Genomic DNA, 19503 nt, shown 5'->3' on the forward strand with positions numbered 1-19503 from the left:
CCCCCCCCCCCCGCCCCCCGCGCCCCCCCCCCCCCCCCCCCCCCCCCCCCCCCCCCCCCCCCCCCCCCCCCGCCCCTCAGGGGCCGCGCTCGAGCGCGCCAGCGCTCCAACAAACACAGCTCAGCCGTTCTTGTCGGTGGGTCCACCTAGCATTGATTCCTGGGGGTTCATGTCCGGCGAGCGGATGACGATGGAGAAGGGATTCACCAGGTGGCGGAACGCCTCACTGTGCGCGGAGCTCGGGAACACAACCTGAAAGGTGTGGACCTCGATCTGCCGCGCGACAGCCTGATCGTGTTCACCGGTCTGTCCGGTTCGGGTAAGTCGAGTCTGGCGTTCGACACGATCTTCGCCGAGGGACAGCGACGGTATGTCGAGTCGCTGTCGGCGTACGCGCGTCAGTTCCTCGGGCAGATGGACAAGCCGGACGTGGACTTCATCGAGGGCCTCTCGCCTGCGGTGTCGATCGACCAGAAGTCGACCAACCGCAACCCGCGTTCGACGGTCGGCACGATCACCGAGGTCTACGACTACCTGCGCCTGCTGTATGCCCGCGCGGGCACGCCGCACTGCCCGGTCTGTGGCGAGCTGATCGCCAAGCAGAGCCCGCAGCAGATCGTCGACCAGGTGCTCGCCATGGACGAGGGCCTGAAGTTCCAGGTCCTCGCGCCGGTGGTGCGGACTCGCAAGGGTGAGTTCGTCGACCTGTTCGACCAGCTCAAGACCCAGGGCTACTCGCGTGTGCGGGTGGACGGCGTGGTGTATCCGCTCACCGATCCGCCCAAGCTCAAGAAGCAGGAGAAGCACGACGTCGAGGTGGTCGTCGACCGCCTGTCGGTGAAGGCCGCGTCCAAGCAGCGGCTCACCGACTCGATCGAGACCGCGTTGCGCCTGGCCGACGGCATCGTCGTGCTCGATTTCGTCGACCGCGACGAACACGCGCACGACCGGGAACGCCGTTTCTCCGAGCGCCTGGCCTGCCCGAACGGCCACCCGCTCGATATCGAGGATCTCGAGCCGCGCTCGTTCTCCTTCAACTCGCCCTACGGCGCCTGCCCCGACTGCACCGGTCTCGGCATCCGCAAGGAGGTCGACCCCGAACTGGTCGTCCCCGATCCGGATCTGAGTCTGGCCGAGGGCGCGATCGCGCCGTGGTCGCGTGGTCAGACGGCCGAATACTTCAATCGTCTGTTGTCGGGGCTGGCCGAGGCCATCGGTTTCTCGATGGACACGCCGTGGCGTGAGCTTCCGGCGAAGGCGCGCAAAGCGGTCCTCGAGGGCAGCTCCGATCAGGTGCATGTCTCCTACACCAACCGCTACGGACGCAAACGCTCTTACTACGCCGATTTCGAAGGCGTGATGCCGTTCCTGCAGCGGCGCATGGACAACACCGAGTCCGAGCAGATGAAGGAGCACTACGACGGGTACATGCGCGATGTGCCGTGCCCGGTGTGCAACGGTGCCCGGCTGCGCCCGGAGATCCTGGCCGTCACCCTGGCCGCCGACGGCAAGAACAGGTCGATCGCCGAGGTCAGCGACCTGTCGATCGGGGAGTGCGCGCACTTCCTCAACTCGCTGACGCTGGGGGAGCGCGAGGCCGCGATCGCCGGCCAGGTGCTCAAGGAGATCCAGGCCCGGCTCGGCTTCCTGCTCGACGTGGGCTTGGAGTACCTCACGCTCTCGCGCGCGGCGGCGACGCTGTCGGGCGGTGAGGCCCAGCGCATCCGGCTGGCCACCCAGATCGGTTCCGGCCTGGTCGGCGTGCTCTACGTGCTCGACGAGCCGTCGATCGGTCTGCATCAGCGCGACAACCGCAGGCTCATCGAAACCCTGCTGCGGCTCAAGAAGCTGGGCAACACCCTGATCGTGGTCGAACACGACGAGGACACCATCCGTGCCTCGGACTGGGTGGTCGACATCGGTCCGCTCGCCGGTGAGCACGGCGGTCGCGTGGTGCATTCGGGCCCCTACCAGGAATTGCTCACCGAGCCCGAATCACTTACCGGCGCTTACCTTTCCGGCCGCGAGCAGATCGAGCTGCCGCTGGTGCGCCGCGCGGTGGACAAGAAGCGCAAACTCACCGTCGTCGGTGCCACCGAGCACAATCTGCAGGGCATCGATGTGGCGTTCCCCCTCGGTGTGCTCACCTCGGTCACCGGCGTCTCCGGTTCCGGCAAGTCGACGCTGGTCAACGACATCCTGGCCACCACGCTCGCGAACAAGCTCAACGGCGCCCGGCAGGTGCCCGGCAGGCACACCAGGATCAACGGCGTCGACCAGCTCGACAAGCTGGTGCAGGTCGACCAGTCACCGATCGGGCGCACCCCGCGCTCGAACCCGGCCACCTACACCGGTGTCTTCGACAAGATCCGCACCCTGTTCGCCTCGACCACCGAGGCCAAGGTGCGCGGTTACCAGCCGGGCCGCTTCTCCTTCAATGTCAAGGGCGGCCGGTGCGAGGCGTGCTCGGGTGACGGCACGCTCAAGATCGAGATGAACTTCCTGCCGGACGTGTACGTCCCGTGCGAGGTGTGCCACGGCGCCCGCTACAACCGCGAGACGCTCGAGGTGCACTACAAGGGCAAGACCATCGCCGAGGTCCTCGACATGCCGATCGACGAGGCCGCCGAGTTCTTCGAACCGGTTACTTCGATCCACCGGTACCTCAAAACCCTCGTCGAGGTCGGTCTCGGGTACGTGCGTCTGGGCCAGAGTGCCCCGACCCTGTCCGGCGGTGAGGCGCAGCGCGTGAAGCTGGCCGCCGAGCTGCAGAAACGCTCGACCGGTCGCACGGTGTACATCCTCGACGAGCCGACGACCGGTCTGCACTTCGAGGACATCCGTAAGCTGCTCAAGGTCATCAACGGCCTGGTCGACAAGGGCAACACGGTGATCGTCATCGAGCACAACCTCGATGTCATCAAGACCTCCGACTGGGTCATCGACATGGGCCCCGAAGGCGGTTCCGGCGGCGGCACGGTGGTCGCCACGGGCACTCCCGAGGAAGTGGCCCAGGTCGCCGACAGCTACACCGGTCAGTTCCTGAAGGAAGTCCTCGCGGCACCGGCGCCGAAGAAGCCCGCGGCGAAGAAGAAGGCCGCACCGGCGGCGAAGAAGGCGCCCGCCGAGACGGCGACGGCCAAGCGGCTGGCCAGGAAAGCGGCCGCATTGCGCTGACCGGCAGGTGCGTCGGGGCGGAACGGGTTACCGTTCCGCCCGGGACTTCCCGAAAACCCTACGAAGTGAAACGGCCATAGGTAACATTCGCCTCGCCGTCGCCGGAAGACCGGTCAGTAGCGGTTTGTCGATCGACATCCAGTGGTGTCACGCGCGGCGTGGGCAGCGCGGTCGCGGATGTCGTGCAGTACGAAAGGAACGTCCCAATGGATGAAGCCACGATGGCGCTCATCGGCCAGATTCTGAATTTCCTCAGTGGCGGGTCCTCGCTGGCCTACGAGCCCACGACGCCGACGCCGACTGCCTGACCCGGCAGCCCCGAAAGGACCACCAGCAATGGATACCGGAAGCGCGGCAATCTTCACCGCCCTCGCCAACATGATCTCCTCCGGCTCGGCCGTCTCGGTCACCCCCGGTCAGCCGCCGACTCCGACCCCTACGGTCTGAGCGGCGCTCACGACGTAAAAAGATCCGCCGGCACCCAGGTAGGTGCCGGCGGATCTTCGCGTTCACGGCTCAGTGCACCGGGCCGGTGTACTTCTCACCCGGGCCCGCACCCGGCGCGTCCGGCACCGACGACGCCTCACGGAAGGCGCGCTGCAACGCCTGCAGGCCCTCGCGGATCGGCCCGGCGTGCGGCCCGAGGTACTCCACCGACGAGGTGACCAGGCCGGCCAGCGCGGTGATGACCCGGCGCGCCTCGTCGAGGTCGACATTGGCGCCGGTGTTCGGGTTCTCCTCGGCAAGGCCGAGCTTCTCCGCCGCCGAACTCATCAGCATCACGGCGGCCCGGCTGATCACCTCGACCGCGGGAATGTCGGCCAGGTCGCGCACGGGGGGATCGAGCTCGTCAGTCATGGGCACCAGGCTATCGCCAGTCCCGTGCGGGCCACCGCCGCCGGGCCGATTCGGCGATAGCGGAATGCGATGCTAGACTTTTTGCTGACGACCGCCCCTGGTCGTGTCATGCACGTCCTGGGGCAGATAAGTGGAGCCCGACTCCCACCGTTGCCGACGAGCAATCGTACTGGACAAACGGTCCCGGTCACCCGCTTCTAGTGGCGGGTTCCTCGCGTGTTGTTCGCGCGGGGGTCGACATCGTGCCCTCGGGCGTGATGTCCGATGATCGGTCGACTCGGGCCCCGTCGCGGAGAAATACCGCAACGGGGCTTTCGCGTTGAATCAGGGGTTGCAGTTATTGCGTGCGGTCGTTAAGACGACACCGCTTGACCTAGGAGGCCCCATCAGCACTGAGACCCGCATCAACGATCGCATCCGAGTTCCCGAGGTTCGACTCATCGGACCCGGCGGCGAGCAGGTTGGGATCGTGCGTGTTGAAGATGCACTTCGCGTCGCGCTCGAAGCCGATCTCGACCTGGTCGAGGTGGCACCCGATGCCCGTCCGCCGGTGTGCAAGATCATGGACTACGGCAAGTTCAAGTACGAGACCGCGCAGAAGGCGCGCGAGTCCCGCAAGAACCAGGTCCAGACCGTGATCAAGGAGCAGAAGCTCCGCCCGAAGATCGATGATCACGACTATGCAACCAAGCGGGGCCACGTGATGCGGTTCCTCGAGGCTGGGTCGAAGGTCAAGGTCACCATCATGTTCCGCGGTCGTGAGCAGTCACGTCCCGAACTGGGCTACCGGTTGTTGCAGCGTCTGGCTGCCGATGTCGCCGACCTGGGTTTCGTCGAGACCTCGGCCAAGCAGGACGGTCGCAACATGACCATGGTCCTCGCCCCGCACAAGGGCGCGAAGACGCGGGTGAAGGCACAGCAGGACTCCGCCCCGCGTCCGGCCGAGCCGACCGCACCGGCACCGGCACAGCCGACCGCTCCGGCCGCCGCCGAGCAGGCCGCGCCCGCGGAGCAGGCGCAGGCCGACCCGCAGTAACACCGATTTCACCGACTAGATAGAGGAATCCATGCCGAAGAACAAGACCCACAGCGGCGCCAAGAAGCGATTCAAGGTGACCGGCCGGGGCAAGCTGCTTCGCGAGCAGGCGAACCGTCGCCACCTCCTGGAGCACAAGTCCTCCCGCCGGACTCGTCGTCTGGAAGGCACGGAGTCCGTTGCCGACGTCGACGCCCCCCGCGTGAAGCGGCTGCTCGGTCTCGCCTGATCCAGGCAGACCGTCGCACCCCGACGACTGCGCGGCCGGGATGACCGGACGCCGACAACTACCGAATTCGGGCGCCGCCGCGCCCCCCAGATGATCAAGGACTGAAAAGTGGCACGCGTCAAAAGGGCTGTCAACGCTCAGAAGAAGCGCCGTTCCATCCTCGAGGCCTCCAAGGGCTATCGGGGCCAGCGTTCGCGCCTGTACCGCAAGGCCAAGGAACAGCAGCTCCACTCGCTGACCTACGCCTACCGCGACCGCAAGGCGCGCAAGGGTGACTTCCGCAAGCTGTGGATCGCTCGTATCAACGCCGCCGCGCGTCTGAACGACATCACCTACAACCGCTTCATCCAGGGCCTCAAGGCCGCTGGTGTCGAGGTGGACCGCAAGATCCTCGCCGAGCTCGCCGTCTCCGACGCCGAGGCCTTCGCCGGTCTCGTCGCTGTCGCCAAGGCCGCGCTGCCCGCCGACGTCAACGCCCCGGCCTCGGCTGCCTGAGCTTGACGACGCACAACGATCTGTCGGAACGACCCGTGGACGCGCTCTCCGAGCGCAACCCACGGGTCGTTTCGGCTGTCAAGCTCCAACGCGCCGCGCACCGTCGCAAGACCGGCCTTTTCCTGGCCGAAGGCGCCAATGCCGTCACCGCCGCGCTGGAGACCGGCCGCGTGCGTGAGTTGTTCTACTCGCTCGCCGCGGCCAAGCGCGATGTCGCGCTGATCGCCGGTGCCGACGCCGACGGTGTGCGCACCACGCTGGTGAGCGATCGCGCCGCCGAGCACCTCGGCGAAACCGTCACCGCGCCGGGCCTTGTCGCCGTCTGCGAGCAGCTCGATGTGCCGCTCGGCCAGATCCTCGACGGTGCACCGCGCATGCTCGCGGTGCCCGTGGAGATCGCCGAACCCGGCAACGCGGGCACCCTCATCCGGGTTGCCGACGCCGTCGGTGCCGATGGTGTCGTGCTCGCCGGTGACGCGGTCGACCCGCACAACGGCAAATGCGTCCGTGCCAGCGCGGGCAGCCTGTTCCACGTCCCGATCGCGCGCAGCCGCAGTATCGACGCCACCCTCGACGCGCTGTCCTCGGCCGGAATCACGCTGCTGGCCACCACCGCTCACGGTGAGGTCGACCTCGACGACGCCGACGACATCCTCACCGGGCCGGTCGCCTGGCTCTTCGGCAACGAGGCCCACGGACTCGACCCCGCCGTCGCCGCCCGCGCCGACCATCGCATCCGCATCCCCATCCACGGCCGCGCCGAAAGCCTGAATCTGGCTGCGGCAGCGGCGATCTGCCTCTACGCCAACGCCCGCGTCCAGCACGCGAAGTAAGGCCTCAGAGTTCCACGGCGCATTGCAGTTCGTCGAGGACGGCCCTCGACCAGGGGAGTTCGATGGCGTCGGGGCCTGCCACCTGCATCGCGGTCATGATGGTGAGCAGCATGCCGGTGGCGAGGAAGCGGCGGGCGTGCAGGGTGTCGGCGCCGGTGCGGTCGACGATCAGCTGGTAGATGCGGCCGAAGTGTTCGCGCACGTGATCGCCGATCTCCGGGTCGGCGCTGGCGGCGACGCCGTGCAGCAGCACCAGCGGTAGCTGGCGTTCGGAGAGAAATACGTCGTAGTTCGTGCCGAGGCTGCGCAGCGCCTCGGCGGTGTCGGCGTCGGGCGCGATCTCGGCGCTGCGGAACACGTCCTCGATGCGTGCGCACACGTGCTGAAGTACCGCCACGAACAGGTGCTGTTTGGTGCCGAAGAGCCGGATCACGTACGGCTGGGAGACCCCCGCGCGGCGGGCCACCTCATCGGTTTTCGTTGCGGCGTACCCGGATTCGGCGAAGGCGTCGACGGCGGCGGCGAGGACCTGGGCGCTGCGCTCGGCCGCGGTCATCCGGGTTCTCGTCGTCTCGCTCATGCATTCGCCTCCGGTCGGTACGCGGATTCCTCTTGACATGTTATCAGTCGATGCATAACCATTGGATTCAAGTTATCAGTGGATTACAACAAGGGTGGATCATGACTCAGACACTCGATCCCGGCGATGCCGTCCTCGCCGACGCGCCGTCGCCCGGCGGTACGAAGGCCAAGCCGCTCGGTGCGGTCATCGCCGCCGTCGGCATCCCGATGTTCATGGTCACGTTGGACAACCTCGTGGTGACCAACGCCCTGCCGGTGATCAAAACCGAACTGGGAGCGTCGCTTTCGGACCTGCAATGGTTCGTCAACGCCTACACGCTGTCGTTCGCGGCGCTGCTGCTCACCGCCTCGGCGCTCGGCGACCGCATCGGCCGCCGCCGGGTCTTCCTTGCGGGCATCGCCGTGTTCGTCGTCGCGTCGGCTGCGTGCGCGCTGGCCACCGAGCCGTGGATGCTCATCCTCGCCAGAGCGATCCAGGGTGCCGGGGGTGCGGCCGTGATGCCGTTGTCGCTGACGCTGCTCGTCGCGGCGGTGCCCGAGCGGATGCGCAGCGCCGCGATCGGGATCTGGGGTGGCCTGGCCGGGCTCGGTGTCGCGGTCGGGCCGGTGGTCGGCGGTGCCGTCGTCGAGGGGCTGAACTGGCAGTGGATCTTCTGGCTCAACGTGCCCGTCGGCCTGCTCGCGCTGCCCTTCGCGGCTCGCATGCTGAGCGAATCGCGCGGTGCCGCACGCAAACTCGACCTGCTCGGTCTCGTCCTGTCCGCCGTCGGCGTGCTCGCGCTGGTGTGGGGCGTGATCCACGGCGCCGAGGACGGCTGGACCGCTCCGCAGGTGCTCGCCGCCCTGGTCGGTGGTATCGCGCTGCTGGTCGCGTTCGTCGCCTGGGAGAAGCGCACCGCCGAACCGATGCTGCCGCTGCGCATGTTCGCCAACCGGGGCCTGAGCCTGAGCTACCTCGTGTCGTTCGGATTCTCCGCCGGTGTGTTCGGTGCCATCTTCCTGCTCGCGCAGTTCTTCCAGGTGGTGCAGGGGTATTCGCCGCTGGAATCCGGTATCCGCACGATGCCGTGGACGATGGTTCCGATGGTCGTCGCTCCGCTGGCCGGACTCGTCGTCGACCGGGTCGGCCCGCGCGTCCTCATCGCCACCGGCCAGGTGTGCCTTGCCGTGTCCCTGGCCTGGATGGCGCTGATCACGAGCACGGACGTCCCCTACATCTCCTTCGTCGCACCCTTCGTCCTCGGCGGCATCGGCATGGGCCTCACCTTCGCGCCGTCGTCCACCATCGTCATGGCCAGCGCGTCCCCCGCCGACCAGGGCATGGCCTCAGGCATCAACAGCACCGTCCGCGAGGTCGGCGTCGCCATGGGCATCGCGGTCCTCGCCTCGGTCTTCGCCACCGCAGGCTCCTACACCGACCCCCAGTCCTACGTCGACGGCCTGATCCCCGCAGTCTGGGTAGGCGCCGCCCTGGTCGCCGCCGCCGCGATCATCGCCACCTTCCTGCCCCGGCACACCAGAACTACTGCCTGACCTGGCGCTGGTGGGGGTTATGGTTGAGTCGGCAGTCCGCACGAATGGAGCGACCGCATGACCGTCCCCGCGATGCATCCCCGACCCGGCAACCTGCGCGAAGTCGCCGAGGAGATCGAGCGCGCAACGGGCCTGCAGGTCGAGATTCTGGGAGGGGCGCTCGTGATGTCACCGACCCCGCGTGGAAAGCACGCGGGCACGATCCGTCGACTGCGTCACCAGCTCGAATCGGTCATGCCCGAAGGGCTCGCTGCCTACGAGGTGACATCGATCGCGATGCCCGGCGATACGGACGACTACTGCACACCGGACCTCGTCGTTCTGCCCGATTCCTGGGACACCGATGACGAATGGCTCGCCGATCCCGCCGACGTGGAACTCGCCGTCGAGGTGATCTCGAAGTCGGAGAAAGCGCACCAGATCACCGGCAAGAACGGCTGGTACGGCGCGGCAGGGGTACGCACTCTCCTGGTCGTCGACCCGCGGTTCGGCCGTTGGGCGCTCTACCGCGATCCCGACGCCGGTGTGTACCCCGCTCCGGTCGAGGGGACATTCGGTGACCCCCTCGTCCTCCCCGAGCCGCTGTCGACAGCCGTCGACACCGCCTGCCTGCCGCTCTACGGATAGAGCCCCACGCGTGCACCATCGATCGCAGCAAGGAGCGATGGGCTGTGCCTAATCCTGGTCGGGTGGGGTTTGTGGGTGGACTTCGGGGCACAGTCCGCCCGCACGCGGGAACGGGCGGGGGCGGATGGGGCGGATGCCGAGGCCGCACAGTGCCAGGCCGCTGCCGGGTGCGGTGCGTCGCGTGCGCCGACCCTGGGGTGGGGTGGAATCGCGGGTCTGTTCAGGCATCGGTTCGTCCTGTCTCGCGTCGAACACGGCGGATGTGTTTGAACGGTTGGACGGAACCGGGGACGATTCGGTTCCCTCGGATCGCGGTTCGGTGTCGATCTTGGTGAGAACCCTCCGAAAACCGGTCTGACCTGGACTTGTCGGTCCTGATTGCGACCCCACGCAGGCCCCCGCGGTGCCCCCCGGTAATCCGGATGAACCGAGCGAACCCCATCCCATAGGATTTATGCAGCACCGATACGGGTAGGCAATGACGCACCCGTGAACCGATCCCCAGGGGAGAGTCGAACAATCGTGGCCGACGACAACAGCGGAGTCGAGCAGGGCGAAGGCCCGAAGGGCGCCGAACTGACCGAGGAGGCACTCGCGGCAGCGGCGGCGGAGGCCGAGAAGGCGTTCGCCGCGGCGGCCGATCTGGACGCGCTCGCGGTCGCCAAAACCGACTACATCGGCGGCAAGTCGCCGATCGCGCTGGCGCAGCGTGAGCTGGGTCGTCTGCCCAAGGAAGAGAAGGCCGACGCGGGCAAGCGGGTCAATATCGCGCGCAAGCGGGTCTCCGATGCCTTCGAGGCGCGCCGCGCGGCGCTGCTGGAAGAGCGCGATCAGGCCGTGCTGGTGGCCGAGAAGATCGACGTCACCCTGCCCGCTCGCCGTCGCCCGGCCGGTGCCCGGCATCCCATCACGGTCATCTCCGAGCAGATCGCCGACGTGTTCGTCGGCATGGGCTGGGAGGTCGCCGAGGGGCCCGAGGTCGAGACCGAGCACTTCAACTTCGACGCGCTGAACTTCCTGCCCGACCACCCGGCGCGCACCATGCAGGACACCTTCCACATCGCCCCCGAGGGGTCGCGCCAGGTGCTGCGCACCCACACCTCCCCGGTGCAGGTGCGTTCGATGCTGGAACGTGAGCTGCCGATCTACGTCGTGTGCCCCGGTCGGACCTTCCGTACCGACGAGCTCGACGCCACCCACACCCCGGTGTTCTCCCAGGTGGAGGGTCTGGCCATCGACAAGGGCCTGACCATGGCCCACCTGCGTGGCACCCTCGACGCCTTCGCGCGCGCCCTGTTCGGCCCCGACACCCGAACCCGCATGCGCCCCAACTACTTCCCCTTCACCGAACCCTCGGCCGAGGTCGACGTGTGGTTCCCGGACAAGAAGGGCGGCGCGGGCTGGGTCGAGTGGGGCGGCTGCGGCATGGTCAACCCGAAGGTCCTCATCGCCAGCGGCATCGATCCCGAGGTGTATTCCGGATTCGCGTTCGGCATGGGCATGGAGCGAACCCTGCAGTTCCGCAACGGGATTCCCGACATGCGCGACATCGTCGAGGGTGACGTGCGGTTCACCCTGCCCTTCGGTATCCGGTCGTAGAGAGAGAGCGAAAACGTGCGAGTAGCACAGTCCTGGCTGACCGAGATCCTGCAGCGCACCACCCCCGAGTGGTCGGTGTCGGCCGAGGAACTCGACGCGGGCTTCGTCCGGGTCGGCCTCGAGGTCGAAGAGGTCGACAAGCTCACCCCGATCGGCGGTGACATCGACAAGCCGCTGGTCGTCGGCCGCGTCGCCGAGATCACCGAACTCACCGAGTTCAAGAAGCCGATCCGCTTCTGCAAGGTCGATGTCGGCAACCCGGAGTTGCAGGAAATCGTCTGTGGCGCCCGCAATTTCGCGGTCGGCGACCTGGTTGTCGTCGTGCTGCCGGGTGGTGAGCTGCCCGGCGGTTTCAAGATCTCCTCCCGCAAGACCTACGGCCACACCTCCAACGGCATGATCTGTTCGGTCGCCGAGCTGGGCATCGGCAAGGATCACGACGGCATCCTGGTGCTCGAGCCGGGTTCCGCGCATCCCGGTGACGACGCCAACGTGCTGCTCGGCACCGACGACACGATCATCGAGCTCAACATCACCCCGGACCGGGGCTACTGCTTCTCGGTGCGCGGTCTCGCCCGCGAGCTGGCCTGCGGTTTCGACCTCGAATACGCCGACCCCGCCGTGCGGACGCTGCCCGACGGCGAGTCCGAGGCGTGGCCGGTGCGGCTGGAAGCCGACTCCGAATGCACCCGCTTCGGCGCCCGGCGCGTCACCGGGGTGAACCCGAACGCGGTGAGCCCGCTGTGGTTGCAGCGCAGGCTGATGCTGGCCGGCATGCGCCCGATCTCCCCGGCCGTCGACGTCACCAACTACGTGATGCTCGAACTGGGGCAGCCGCTGCACGCCTTCGACGCCGCGAAACTCAACGGCGGCTTGGTCGTTCGCTCCGCGCACAAGGGCGAGACCCTGCGCACCCTCGACGACACCGAGCGCACCCTCGACGCCGAGGACGTGGTGATCGCCGACGACTCCGGCGTCATCTCGCTCGCCGGTGTGATGGGTGGGGCGAGCACCGAGGTCGGCGCCGACACCACCGACGTGATCCTCGAGGCCGCCACCTGGAACCCGTTGCGCGTCTACCGGACCGCGCGCAGACACAAGCTGTCGTCGGAAGCCGCCAAGCGCTACGAGCGGGTCGTCGATCCCGAGATCAATATCGTCGCCCTCGATCGCGCCGCCACCCTGCTCGCCGAAATCACCGGTGGCACCATCGAATCCACGCTCACCGACATCCGGGTGCCCCTCGACGCGGCGGCGCCGATCGCGATGGACATCGACCTGCCCGACCGTGTCGCGGGCGTCACCTACCCGGCGGGCACCGCCGTGCGCAGGCTGGCCCAGATCGGCGCGCACGTCGATATCGAGGTCAACGACGCGGGCAAGACCCAGCTGCTGGTGACTCCGCCGAGCTGGCGTCCCGATCTGTCCCAGCCCGCCGACCTGGTCGAAGAGGTGCTGCGGCTGGAGGGGCTGGAGCAGATCCCGTCGGTGCTGCCGTCGGCGCCAGCCGGTCGTGGTCTGACCGCGCAGCAGAAGCGTCGTCGCGCGGTGAGCCGGGCGATGGCGTTCGCCGGTGCCGTCGAAGTCCCCGCGCCGGTGTTCCTGCCCGGTGGGGTGTTCGATGTGTGGGGTCTCGATGCTGACGATCCGCGCCGCAACACCACGCGCGTGCTGAACCCCCTGGATGCCGAGCGTCCGGAGCTGGCGACCACGCTGCTGCCCGGTCTGCTGGAAGTGGCCGCCCGCAACATCTCTCGCGGCGCCCGTGACCTCACGATCTACGGCATCGCCCAGGTGGTCCAGCCGGGCGAGCAGACCCGTGCGGTCGAGGCGCTGCCGGTCGATCGTCGGCCCACCGATGAGCAGATCGCCGAGCTGAACGCCTCGCTGCCCGCCCAGCCGGTGCACGTCGCGGCTGTGCTCAGCGGTAAGCGCGATCCGCGCGGACCGTGGGGTCCGGGTCGTCCGGCCGAGGCCGCCGACGCGTTCGCACTGGTCGACGAGGTGGCCGACGCCGCAGGTGTGGTGATCGAGCGCCGCGCCGCGGCCTACCTGCCGTGGCATCCCGGCCGCTGCGCCGAACTGCTGGTGGACGGCGTGGTCGTCGGTCACGCGGGCGAACTGCACCCCGCCGTGCTGGAACGCGCCGGTCTTCCTCCGCGCACCTGCGCGCTGGAACTCGACCTCGACGCGCTCCCGCTGGTCGAATCCCGCCCTGCCCCAACGGTTTCGGCGTTCCCTGCCGTGCTGCAGGACGTGTCGATCAGCGTGGAGAAAGCCGTGCCCGCCGCCCAGGTGGAGACGGCCCTGCGCACCGGCGGTGGTGACCTGCTCGAAGACATCGCCCTGTTCGACGTCTACGAGGGCACCCAGGCGGGAGAGGGTCGCAAGTCCCTCACCTACGCGCTGCGCTTCCGCGCACCCGACCGCACCCTCACCGAGGACGAGGCGAGCGCCGCCCGCGATGCCGCCGTCGCGTCGGCCACCGCCGCGGTCGGCGCCGAACTGCGCGCCTGATTCCCAAGCCGAGACTGAGGCCGCCCGGTTCTCCCGGGCGGCCTCAGCCGTCCGCGGGAAGTAATGGTGGCACCAGCCGGACGCGAGTGGTCCAGGCGCGTTCAGGCCGGTAGGGCCTCGGCTCCCGTAAGCGGTGGGTAGTGTTCGCCGCCCATCTCCTCCGCCGCACCGATATAGGTGGTGAGGGCGTCGCGGGAGCGGGTGAGCGCGGCCATCTGTTCCTCGATGCGTGCGAGTCGTGACCGCATCGCCCCGATCAATTCCGGGCAGCCCGGCAGGTCTGGAACCTCTCCGTGGGCGCACGGCAGGAGGTAGGCGATGTCGGCCGAGGAGAGGCCCGCGGCGAGCAAGTGCCTGATCTGGGTCACCCGTAGCACTGCGCTTTCGTCGTAGTCGCGATAGCTGTTCGAACGGCGGTTCGCCTCCAGCAGCCCCTGGGCTTCGTAGTAGCGCAGTTGGTGGGCGTGCACGCCGGTTCGCCTGCTCAATTCGCCGATTCGCACGACATCCTCACTTGACCTTCACACCGGTATCAACGTTGACGATGGTGCCATGAGCGAAACAACCACTCCCGTCACCGTGCTCGGCCTGGGTCTGATGGGCCGGGCGCTGGCCCGCGCCTTCCTCACCGCCGGGCACCCGACCACCATCTGGAACCGCACGCCCTCCGCCGCCGAAGAGCTGGTCGCAGGCGGCGCCCGTCACGTCGACACCGTCGCCGACGCCGTGCGCGCCGCCCCGGTGATCGTGGTCTGCCTGACCGACTACCAGGCGGTCTACACGGTGCTCGAGCAGGCCGACCTGACCGGAACCCTCGTCGTCAACCTCACCTCCGGCGACTCCGCCCAGGCCAGGGCGGCGGCCCGCTGGACCGAGCAGCGTGGCGGCCGGTATCTCGACGGCGCGATCATGGCCGTTCCGCCGACGATCGGGACCGCCGACGCCGTCCTCCTGCACAGCGGCGCCCAGGCCGACTTCGACACTGCCGCACCGGTACTCGCGGCACTGGGCACCGTCACCTATCTCGGCGCCGATCACAGTCTGGCCGCCCTCTACGACGGCGCCGGACTGGCCATGATGTGGAGCGTGCTCAACGCCTGGTTGCAGGGCACCGCGATGCTGCGGACCGCTGGTGTCGACGCACGCACCTTCGCGCCGTTCGCCGCGCAGATCGCCACCGGGGTGGCCACCTGGCTGCCCGGATACGCCCAACAGATCGACAACGGCGCCTATCCCGCCGAGGTCGCGGCCTTGTCGACCGACGCTGCGTCGATGACACACCTCGTCGAGGAATGCGAAGCGCTGGGGGTGAACGCCGAGCTGCCGAGACTATTGAAGGCGATGGCCGAAAGGGCGATCGCAGCCGGTCACGGCGCCGAGCAGTACCCGGTGCTCATCACCGAGTTCGCCAAGCCGTAACCGGATCGGTGGTGAGCCGGTGGCGGGGCGGGATAGGTTGGCAGCGTGTCGATGATGAAAGGCGCCAATGTCGTGGTGCCTGCCGCCGAGGTCCGGGTCGAAGTGAGTTGGCAGGCGGGGCCGGGGGTGCCCGACGCGGATGCGTCCGCCCTGCTGCTCGCCGGGACGAAGGTGCGCTCCGACGACGACTTCGTGTTCTACAACCAGGCCGTGCACCCCTCCGGGGCGGTGCGTCACGTCGGGAAACGCCAAGGCCCGACGGTTGTCGACACCCTGACGGTGCAGTTGGCGCAGGTGGAACCGCAGATCGAGAAGATCGTGCTGGCCGCCTCCGCCGACGGCGGCACCTTCGGTCGGTTCCGCGAACTCTGCATCCGGGTACTCGACGCGGCGACCGGTGGGGAGGTCGCCCGCTTCGACAGCACCGGCGCCACCACCGAGACCGCGTTCGTCCTCGGCGAGTTGTACCGCCGCCAGGGTGCGTGGAAGTTCCGCGCCGTTGGCCAAGGGTACGACACCGGACTAGCGGGGCTCGCAACGGATTTCGGCATCACAGTCGATGATTCCCCGGTCGACCAGCCCTTCACCCCGCCCCCGAGCCCCGCAGCCCATCCGCAGTCAGCGGTGGTGCCGACCCAGCCACACATTCCCCCACAGAGCCCATCTCGACCTGTCCCGCCGGCGCAGCCCGCTGTTCCGTCGCCGGTTCAACCATTCGCCGCGCCGCCCGGTCAGCAGAATCCGGTTCCGCATGGCCAGCCGTTCGCCGCGCCATCCGGTCAACCGCAGCCGGGCCAGCCGTTCGCCGCACCGCATCCGGGCGCTCAATTCCCGACTCCCGCAACATCATCCGGCCCGCCGGTGAACCTCACGAAAGTCTCCCTCACCAAGGAATCCCCGAGCGTCTCGCTCACCGAGCACGGCGCCACCGGCGGTGTGATGCGGGTGAATCTCAACTGGACCTCCATGGCCGCCACCGGCCGCATCTTCGGCAAACTGCGCGGCAAGAACATCGACCTCGACCTGTGCTGCTTCTTCGAATTGGTCAACGGCGCGATCGGGTCCGTCCGGGCGCTCGATCGGCGCTTCGGCGCGCTCTACGAACCGCCGTTCATCCACCTCGACCAGGACGACCGCACCGGCGCGAGCATCACCGGTGAGAACCTGTCGATCAATCTCGACTACACCCGGTTCTTCCGCCGCATCCTCGTGTTCGCCTCGATCTACGACGGGGCAAGCGATTTCCGCAATGTCCACGCCACCGTCACCCTGCACCCGGTGAATTCGGCGCCGATCGAGATGACGCTCGACGGGTGCACCGACAACTCCCGCGACGCCGTGCTCGCGGTGCTCGAGAACGTGAACGGTGAACTCGTGGTTCGCCGCGAAGGCGTCTTCGTCCGACCACCCGCCGGGCAGCCGGGCGGCGGCGTGATGGAGATCGCGCGACTCTACAACTGGGACTTCGGGTTTCAAGCGGGGCGCGGAAAGTGATGCGGCACCCCGCGACCAGGGTGCTCAACGCACTGGTCTACCACCCCGAGCGGCACCTCGCGCAGACCCCGGCCGCGCTCGGCCTGGACTACCGCGACCTGCACATGCGCACCGCCGACGGCATCGACCTGCACGGCTGGTTCGTACGGGCCGAAGACCCGCGCGCCCACATCCTCTACGCCCACGGCAACGCGGGCACCATCGGTGACCGGGTGTCGATCATCGCGCTGCTGGTCGCCGCCGGTTTCGACGTGCTCGCCTTCGACTACCGCGGTTTCGGGCACAGCACCGGCGCACCCGGCGAGCACGGCACCTACCTGGATGCGCGTGCGGCGCGCACCGCTCTGCTCGAACAGCCGGAGGTGGACCCCGCACGGGTCGTCTACCTGGGCAAATCGCTCGGTGGTGGGGTGCTGCTCGAGCTGGCGGGCGAGTACCCGCCCGCGGGCATAATCCTGATGTCGACCTTCAGCGGTATGCGTGACGCCGCCCGCTCGGTCTATCCGTTCCTGCCCGCACCGCTCGTTCCCGACGCCTACCCGAACCTGCGCCGTATCGCCGCGCTGCGGGCGCCGGTGCTGATGATGCACGGCGAACACGACGAACTGCTGCCACTGCGCCACGCCGAACGCCTGTATGCCGCCGCGAACGAGCCCAAGCAGCTGATCGTGGTTCCCGGGGCGGGGCACAACGATGTCATCGACACGCTCGGACCGCGCTGGCCACAGCTCATCGCGCAGTGGAGCGAGTTCCTCGACAGGTGAGCACGGCTGCGTAGCCTGGCGGTATGAGCGAAACGAGCGAGATCCTCGGCCGGCTGGCCGCGCTGCCCGACGCCGAGCTGGTATCGCTGTTGCGCGCGGCGGTGGCGGGCAGGCCGGGGCTCGGCGCCGTCGCCGCCGCGCTGGCTCAGGTGGAGGGCGGTCATGCCGAGGTCGGTCCGCCTGTGATGCTCGACACCGAGGCTGAGATCGTCGACGCGGAACCTGTCGCATCGGAGCAGGTCGGAGATGTTCATGCGGTACCGCCGGTACCGTTCGGCGGTTCCGGACCCGCCGCGAACGCTGTGACCGGCGGATATTCCACTTCAGGAGTGCCGACATTCGACGCGGTTCGCGATAAGGTCGAGCAGCGTTTCGGCACCGCCAAGGGCATGGGTGAACTCGACCGGCAGACCCCGGCGGGCCGCAGCGCCGACGAACAATGGGAGGCGCGGGGCAAGGCCGCGCGCGAGCGTCTGGATCAGATCCGGAAGGCGATGCGGGACAACGATTCCGGCGCCTAGCCTCGTGCCCTCCCAACCGAGCGACAACCGTGATTGGGTGGACATACATGACGCAGGCGCGCCAGATCGCCGAACGACTGCTCGACGCGCAGGTCGACTACCTGCTCGGCGAGGTGACCGGTGAACGGTTCGCCGAGGTGATCGCCCGCGACGTGGCGGCCGTACTCGCCGTCGGCGACACCATCCGCTTCGGTGATGTGGTCTCCCTGGCCGACGGCGAGGAGACGGTGGCGCGGGTCTTCGACCGCATCGGGGGTTCGCCGATCATCGCCGACACGGTCGGGGTCTTCTCCGACGCCATCTACGACCACATCGCCACCAACACCGACTACACCCTCGGCGATGTCGTCGACCGTGAGCCGGTGGAAGCGCTGCTGGAGAAGATCTTCGGTATGCACCAGGCCCAGGAACGCATCCTGGACCGGCTCACCGAGAGCCCGCTCGTGGCGACCGTCGCGTCGCGGTTCGTCGACAAGCTGATCGGCGATTTCATGCAGGCCAATCGTGAACGCGCCGAGAAGATTCCGGGTGTGTCCTCGCTGATGTCGCTCGGCCAGTCCGCGGCCAACCGCGCCAAGAAGGTCGCCGCCGACAGCACCTTCGTCGGTGACCTCGCGGGCAAGGGTGCGCTGTTCGCGCTCAAGCGCACCAACAACGCCATCCGCGACATGCTGCGCGACGCCCCCGTGCACTCGGCGGCGATGGAATTCTGGGACCTGCACGCCGACGAACCGGTGGCGGGCCTGCGTGAATACCTCACTCAGAAGGACCTCAACGAACTGGTCCAGATCTGCTACGAAATCGCGGTCACCACCAGGGAGAAGGAATACTTCGGCCTGCTGGTCCGCGAATGCGTCGAGGTGTTCTACACCCGCTATGCCGACCACACCTTGTCCGCGATGCTCCCCGAACTCGGCCTCGACGCCGAGGACATCAGCACCGAAATCCTGCGGTACGGGCCTGCGGTCATCGAAGCGGCCAAGCGCAACGGCGTCCTCGCCGAGCTCCTGCGCGAACGCCTCGAACCCTTCTACTTCTCCGACCAGGTCCTCGGCATTCTCGCCGGCGAGTGAGCGTCGATCCGCCGCGCAGCGAGTTCGAGCCGAGGTCGAAGGTGCCGAGAGGCTGTCTGTTCCTGGTGGCGGCGGTCGTCGTGGTCATCGCTTTGTCGGCGGCGCTGCCCGTTGCGCTCGACCGGTGGACCAGGGCGCACCCGTCCGCGCCCGCCCCGGCCGATCTGTGTGCCGCGATCGGTGTCGCCCGATTCGAGCGGTGGGTTCCGGCGGGCGTGCCGGACCCCGGCTCGACGTATTCGTCAGGGTCGGACGCGATGTGCACCTATCGGACACCCAGCGACGAGCCCGGCCACGCGGATGCTTACGGCTATCTGCAGGTCAGGGTGCTCCGTTACGGGGATATCGGCTCGACATCGGGCACGGAACGAGCGGCCGAAGCACTCGAGTTCGGTTGCGGCAACACCGCGATGGCAGGTTCCTTCCGGCCCCATGAGGGTTTCGGTGACGACGCGTGCCTCGCGACGGGTGATTCGGGCGATGACACCGCTGCCGGGTCGATGGTGATCCAACGCGGTGCGGACCTGATCTCGGTAGACCACTATCGGCACCGGGCCACACCACGGTTCGCGCAGATGGCTGTCGAGGATGTGACAGCCGCGGCGTTGGTGGCCGTGCAATAGGCAGTTGGCCGGTTTCGGTGAATTGCCCGAATTCTCGTGCTGGACGGCTATCGTTCGTATCCGGTTCCTCAGCCGTTATTCCCGAGAAACTTATCGCGGAAAATGTGGGCGCCGTCACGTTGG

General features: G+C 68.0%; 19 protein-coding genes. 15 read left to right on the forward strand and 4 right to left on the reverse strand.

Annotated features, from left to right (window positions below):
• Positions 1 to 210 precede the first annotated feature (210 nt).
• Positions 211 to 3177 carry an excinuclease ABC subunit UvrA gene (gene uvrA, locus LDL21_RS28760; protein ID WP_225282536.1) on the forward strand — a complete coding sequence of 989 codons (2967 nt, stop codon included), beginning with the start codon at positions 211 to 213 and terminating at the stop codon, positions 3175 to 3177.
• 516 nt (positions 3178 to 3693) lie between these two features.
• Here the strand turns inward: uvrA and LDL21_RS28765 are convergent.
• A complete protein-coding gene (locus tag LDL21_RS28765; RefSeq protein WP_067498543.1) occupies positions 3694 to 4035 on the reverse strand; it encodes a DUF1844 domain-containing protein in 342 nt (113 codons plus the stop codon).
• 331 nt (positions 4036 to 4366) lie between these two features.
• Here LDL21_RS28765 and infC point away from each other — a divergent pair, with 331 nt between their 5' ends.
• From infC to LDL21_RS28785, 4 genes are all read left to right on the forward strand, one after another.
• Complete coding sequence (gene infC / locus LDL21_RS28770; RefSeq protein WP_181697787.1) at positions 4367 to 5071, forward strand: translation initiation factor IF-3; 705 nt, start codon at positions 4367 to 4369, stop codon at positions 5069 to 5071.
• A 31-nt stretch (positions 5072 to 5102) separates the two neighbouring features.
• Positions 5103 to 5300, forward strand: coding sequence for a 50S ribosomal protein L35 (rpmI, locus tag LDL21_RS28775; RefSeq protein ID WP_067498539.1), 198 nt, complete (start codon positions 5103 to 5105; stop codon positions 5298 to 5300).
• A 108-nt stretch (positions 5301 to 5408) separates the two neighbouring features.
• The gene (gene rplT / locus LDL21_RS28780) at positions 5409 to 5795 is read left to right on the forward strand and encodes a 50S ribosomal protein L20 (protein ID WP_067498536.1); all 387 of its coding nucleotides are present in this window, start codon (positions 5409 to 5411) and stop codon (positions 5793 to 5795) included.
• Between the two features lie 35 nt (positions 5796 to 5830).
• Positions 5831 to 6628 (forward strand): TrmH family RNA methyltransferase, encoded by a 798-nt coding sequence (locus LDL21_RS28785; RefSeq protein ID WP_067644845.1) that lies wholly within the window; start codon positions 5831 to 5833, stop codon positions 6626 to 6628.
• A gap of 4 nt (positions 6629 to 6632) precedes the next feature.
• On the opposite strand, the gene LDL21_RS28790 is transcribed toward LDL21_RS28785, so the two are convergent.
• The gene (locus LDL21_RS28790) at positions 6633 to 7208 is read right to left on the reverse strand and encodes a TetR/AcrR family transcriptional regulator (protein WP_181697707.1); all 576 of its coding nucleotides are present in this window, start codon (positions 7206 to 7208) and stop codon (positions 6633 to 6635) included.
• 101 nt (positions 7209 to 7309) lie between these two features.
• Here LDL21_RS28790 and LDL21_RS28795 point away from each other — a divergent pair, with 101 nt between their 5' ends.
• Both LDL21_RS28795 and LDL21_RS28800 read left to right on the forward strand, forming a co-directional pair.
• Positions 7310 to 8743 carry an MFS transporter gene (locus LDL21_RS28795; protein WP_225282537.1) on the forward strand — a complete coding sequence of 478 codons (1434 nt, stop codon included), beginning with the start codon at positions 7310 to 7312 and terminating at the stop codon, positions 8741 to 8743.
• Positions 8744 to 8800: 57 nt separating this feature from the next.
• Positions 8801 to 9370, forward strand: coding sequence for a Uma2 family endonuclease (locus tag LDL21_RS28800; protein ID WP_225282538.1), 570 nt, complete (start codon positions 8801 to 8803; stop codon positions 9368 to 9370).
• 48 nt (positions 9371 to 9418) lie between these two features.
• Here LDL21_RS28800 and LDL21_RS28805 read toward each other — a convergent pair whose 3' ends face one another.
• Positions 9419 to 9598, reverse strand: coding sequence for a hypothetical protein (locus LDL21_RS28805; RefSeq protein ID WP_157105158.1), 180 nt, complete (start codon positions 9596 to 9598; stop codon positions 9419 to 9421).
• 294 nt (positions 9599 to 9892) lie between these two features.
• On the opposite strand from LDL21_RS28805, the gene pheS reads away from it, so the two are divergent.
• Positions 9893 to 10969, forward strand: a complete 1077-nt coding sequence (gene pheS / locus LDL21_RS28810; protein ID WP_181697710.1) for a phenylalanine--tRNA ligase subunit alpha — start codon at positions 9893 to 9895, stop codon at positions 10967 to 10969.
• Between the two features lie 15 nt (positions 10970 to 10984).
• Complete coding sequence (gene pheT / locus LDL21_RS28815) at positions 10985 to 13486, forward strand: phenylalanine--tRNA ligase subunit beta (RefSeq protein ID WP_225282539.1); 2502 nt, start codon at positions 10985 to 10987, stop codon at positions 13484 to 13486.
• A 101-nt stretch (positions 13487 to 13587) separates the two neighbouring features.
• Here the strand turns inward: pheT and LDL21_RS28820 are convergent, their stop codons facing one another.
• Entirely contained in the window at positions 13588 to 13989 is a 402-nt protein-coding gene (locus tag LDL21_RS28820) for a MerR family transcriptional regulator (RefSeq protein WP_225282540.1), read from the reverse strand.
• Between the two features lie 49 nt (positions 13990 to 14038).
• On the opposite strand from LDL21_RS28820, the gene LDL21_RS28825 reads away from it, so the two are divergent.
• The 6 genes from LDL21_RS28825 to LDL21_RS28850 are packed head-to-tail and all read left to right on the forward strand — an operon-like array spanning position 14039 to position 19380.
• Positions 14039 to 14905, forward strand: a complete 867-nt coding sequence (locus tag LDL21_RS28825; protein ID WP_225282541.1) for an NAD(P)-dependent oxidoreductase — start codon at positions 14039 to 14041, stop codon at positions 14903 to 14905.
• Positions 14906 to 14956: 51 nt separating this feature from the next.
• Positions 14957 to 16399, forward strand: a complete 1443-nt coding sequence (locus LDL21_RS28830; RefSeq protein ID WP_225282574.1) for a TerD family protein — start codon at positions 14957 to 14959, stop codon at positions 16397 to 16399.
• Complete coding sequence (locus LDL21_RS28835) at positions 16399 to 17163, forward strand: alpha/beta hydrolase (RefSeq protein WP_225282542.1); 765 nt, start codon at positions 16399 to 16401, stop codon at positions 17161 to 17163. Before LDL21_RS28830 ends, LDL21_RS28835 begins: the two co-directional genes overlap by 1 nt.
• Positions 17164 to 17186: 23 nt before the next feature.
• Positions 17187 to 17684, forward strand: coding sequence for a hypothetical protein (locus LDL21_RS28840; protein WP_225282543.1), 498 nt, complete (start codon positions 17187 to 17189; stop codon positions 17682 to 17684).
• A gap of 47 nt (positions 17685 to 17731) precedes the next feature.
• A complete protein-coding gene (locus tag LDL21_RS28845; RefSeq protein WP_181697715.1) occupies positions 17732 to 18757 on the forward strand; it encodes a hypothetical protein in 1026 nt (341 codons plus the stop codon).
• The gene (locus LDL21_RS28850) at positions 18754 to 19380 is read left to right on the forward strand and encodes a hypothetical protein (RefSeq protein ID WP_225282544.1); all 627 of its coding nucleotides are present in this window, start codon (positions 18754 to 18756) and stop codon (positions 19378 to 19380) included. Before LDL21_RS28845 ends, LDL21_RS28850 begins: the two co-directional genes overlap by 4 nt.
• Positions 19381 to 19503: the final 123 nt, after the last annotated feature.

Origin of the sequence: Nocardia rosealba (assembly GCF_020216065.1) — a bacterium.
In the GTDB taxonomy this organism is placed as follows: Bacteria; Actinomycetota; Actinomycetes; order Mycobacteriales; family Mycobacteriaceae; genus Nocardia; species Nocardia rosealba.

What these genes read in the sequence shown, in the direction of transcription:
- LDL21_RS28845 (WP_181697715.1), top strand. Translation starts at nt 17,732, where the DNA reads ATGACGCAGGCGCGCCAGATCGCCGAACGACTGCTCGACGCGCAGGTC.
- LDL21_RS28795 (WP_225282537.1), top strand. Translation starts at nt 7,310, where the DNA reads ATGACTCAGACACTCGATCCCGGCGATGCCGTCCTCGCCGACGCGCCG.
- LDL21_RS28825 (WP_225282541.1), top strand. Translation starts at nt 14,039, where the DNA reads ATGAGCGAAACAACCACTCCCGTCACCGTGCTCGGCCTGGGTCTGATG.
- LDL21_RS28790 (WP_181697707.1), bottom strand. Translation starts at nt 7,208, where the DNA reads ATGAGCGAGACGACGAGAACCCGGATGACCGCGGCCGAGCGCAGCGCC.
- LDL21_RS28835 (WP_225282542.1), top strand. Translation starts at nt 16,399, where the DNA reads ATGCGGCACCCCGCGACCAGGGTGCTCAACGCACTGGTCTACCACCCC.
- LDL21_RS28840 (WP_225282543.1), top strand. Translation starts at nt 17,187, where the DNA reads ATGAGCGAAACGAGCGAGATCCTCGGCCGGCTGGCCGCGCTGCCCGAC.
- LDL21_RS28765 (WP_067498543.1), bottom strand. Translation starts at nt 4,035, where the DNA reads ATGACTGACGAGCTCGATCCCCCCGTGCGCGACCTGGCCGACATTCCC.
- LDL21_RS28830 (WP_225282574.1), top strand. Translation starts at nt 14,957, where the DNA reads ATGATGAAAGGCGCCAATGTCGTGGTGCCTGCCGCCGAGGTCCGGGTC.
- LDL21_RS28805 (WP_157105158.1), bottom strand. Translation starts at nt 9,598, where the DNA reads ATGCCTGAACAGACCCGCGATTCCACCCCACCCCAGGGTCGGCGCACG.
- LDL21_RS28800 (WP_225282538.1), top strand. Translation starts at nt 8,801, where the DNA reads ATGACCGTCCCCGCGATGCATCCCCGACCCGGCAACCTGCGCGAAGTC.
- rpmI (WP_067498539.1), top strand. Translation starts at nt 5,103, where the DNA reads ATGCCGAAGAACAAGACCCACAGCGGCGCCAAGAAGCGATTCAAGGTG.